Origin of the sequence: Micrococcus sp. UYEF5, from assembly GCF_040546065.1 — a bacterium.
Classification (GTDB): domain Bacteria; phylum Actinomycetota; class Actinomycetes; order Actinomycetales; family Micrococcaceae; genus Micrococcus; species Micrococcus luteus.
Genome location: NZ_JBEPNB010000029.1, coordinates 1 through 1,958, shown reverse-complemented (window position 1 = coordinate 1,958; position 1,958 = coordinate 1). Strand labels below are relative to the sequence as shown.

At 66.1% G+C, this 1,958-nt stretch carries 3 protein-coding genes; 2 read left to right on the top strand and 1 reads right to left on the bottom strand.

Annotation, left to right across the window (positions count from 1 at the left end; all coding sequences use genetic code 11):
• Window positions 1-228 precede the first annotated feature (228 nt).
• A complete protein-coding gene (locus ABIB16_RS11275; RefSeq protein ID WP_049147384.1) occupies window positions 229-477 on the bottom strand; it encodes a MerR family transcriptional regulator in 249 nt (82 codons plus the stop codon).
• Window positions 478-489: 12 nt separating this feature from the next.
• Between ABIB16_RS11275 and ABIB16_RS11270 the strand changes: the two genes are divergently transcribed.
• Together ABIB16_RS11270 and ABIB16_RS11265 are read left to right on the top strand one after the other, a co-directional pair.
• A complete protein-coding gene (locus tag ABIB16_RS11270; RefSeq protein WP_168165774.1) occupies window positions 490-663 on the top strand; it encodes a hypothetical protein in 174 nt (57 codons plus the stop codon).
• A 140-nt stretch (window positions 664-803) separates the two neighbouring features.
• The gene (locus tag ABIB16_RS11265) at window positions 804-1,685 is read left to right on the top strand and encodes a hypothetical protein (protein WP_049147382.1); all 882 of its coding nucleotides are present in this window, start codon (window positions 804-806) and stop codon (window positions 1,683-1,685) included.
• The last annotated feature ends 273 nt before the right edge of the window (window positions 1,686-1,958 follow it).

The following is a 1,958-nucleotide window of genomic DNA, read 5'->3' as shown; positions in this document are numbered from 1 at the left end:
ATCAACTCCCATTGGGTGTCAGAGAGCATCTGGAACCGGGACATGTCCCCAGGGTCTCAGCTGACTCGTGCATCTATTCTCAGACACGCCCTAGGCGATGCTGATGGCCGGTTGGCGTTCATCGCGGCCCTTAGGAGCTCGCACTTTGGAGTAGAGCACGTTTCCGTGTCAGAGCCTTCTGATGTCGCTGGTCCTCCGTTGAGACGCTGAGGGGCTTTCTTGCTGGTCTCAGTCGTCCTTGTGGATCGCGTAGTGCACCGTCCCGACGGTGACGCCTTCCTTGGCAGCAATGGCGCGCATGGAGAGCCCTTCCGCGCGCAGAGCACGAATGCGTTTATGGCGTGCGGCGGCGTCCGCCAAGTAGTCCGCGCGTTCCTGGGCGACGGTGCGGCGGATGGTGCGCGGCGAGACTCCGAATCGCTCGGCTAGCTCGCGGGCGGTCTGCTTGCGCTTGGCGCGCGTAGGGGTGCTGGTCATGCGTCCTCTCCCATGTGTGACGAGCCGAGCACGCCCAGCCCGGACGAGGTCGCTGCCGCGCGCACGCCGGCCGGCGGATGGACCAAGGCCCAGCTGGCCGCCTGGGGCGTGCCGTGGCTGCCACCGAAGGGCTGGCGCGCCGAGCTCGAGGAGCAGTGGAAGGCCCTGGGGCGACCCTTCGCCTGACTGCCGCACGCTCTCCCCGTGAGCCCCCGGCCTCCTTGGAGGAGCCGGGGGCTATCGCGTCCGCCCTCGCCGCTACCGTGAAGGCTCCAGTACACAGCACGGCGGGGTAGTGACCCGCCACGACAGAACAGCGAGGTCTCGTGCGACCCACGATCTTCACCCTCCGCGTCCTGAACTACGTCCACACCAACGGCCTCGTCGGCCAGCACCTGCGGGACATCCCCACTGAGGTGTGCCCACCCGACCGTGTCCAAGTCGCCGCCCGAGAGCTCATGCAGCTCGAGATGATCCCCAAGAACACCCCCTTGGCTGGCTGTATCCCGATTGCTGTCCTGCCCCGGTGTGCCTTCGACGCCGAGCGGGTTGCTCGGGCATACCCGCGCGTCGAGGCCCAGTGGCTGCTTCTAGAAGCAGCCGAGGCATGTCCCAATGATGCCGGCGTCTACGACGACCTCCAGGCCCTGGACCTCACCGATCGCCAGATTCAGAAGGCGTCTTCGGACCTCGAGGCTCATGGTTACCTCGAGCCCGGTAGTACCAGTTCGTACCGGCCCGTACTCACGTCCGCAGGCCTTGATCTCGTGGCCGCCTACCAGACTCCCTTCGTGTGGCCGCCGGCAGAAAGCGGGTTCTCAGTGACCAACCACCACGACAACTCCGTTACTCAGAACGTCCAGACCGGCAACGGGTCGAACGTGGCCCTAGCCGGCCACAGGAGCAACGTCACCCTCACCGTCCAGAGCCAGGACCGCCCGGCGCTGGCGGGACAGTTCGAGCAGCTGCGCGAGGTGCTGCACGCGGAGGAGGGCCTCAGCGATTCTGACGCCGTACGTGACCTGCTGACGCGCGTGAACATGCTTGAGGAGCAGGTGGAGGACGGCGACGGCAAGATCCCAGCCAGCCTGCTCGAGCGCTTCCTAAACAAGGCCGTCGAGACCCTCGCGGACGAGTCTGCACAGCGCATCATCCCGGTCCTCAGCACGATCTACGTCCTGTTCGGTCTACCGCCGCTCCCTGCCTGACCGCTCATCCACCGGTGCCCGCCGCATGGCGCTACGGTGCTCCTCAGCGCGTCAGGACGATTCCCCTCCTGGTCAGCGCGCTTGGCCACCGATCCTGATCTCTCATGCAGGGTGGCTCCGTTGCCCGCGCTCGTCCTATTGGCCGTCGAGCCGGGTATACCCCTTTACACGCCCTGCCCTGTGGCTTCGTTCGCTTGGTGGCGGGGTTTTTGCAGCGCTCCGTGGCGGTCTTGTTGCCGCGATCACGCAGGACTGGCTGCAGGTAGGTGTCGC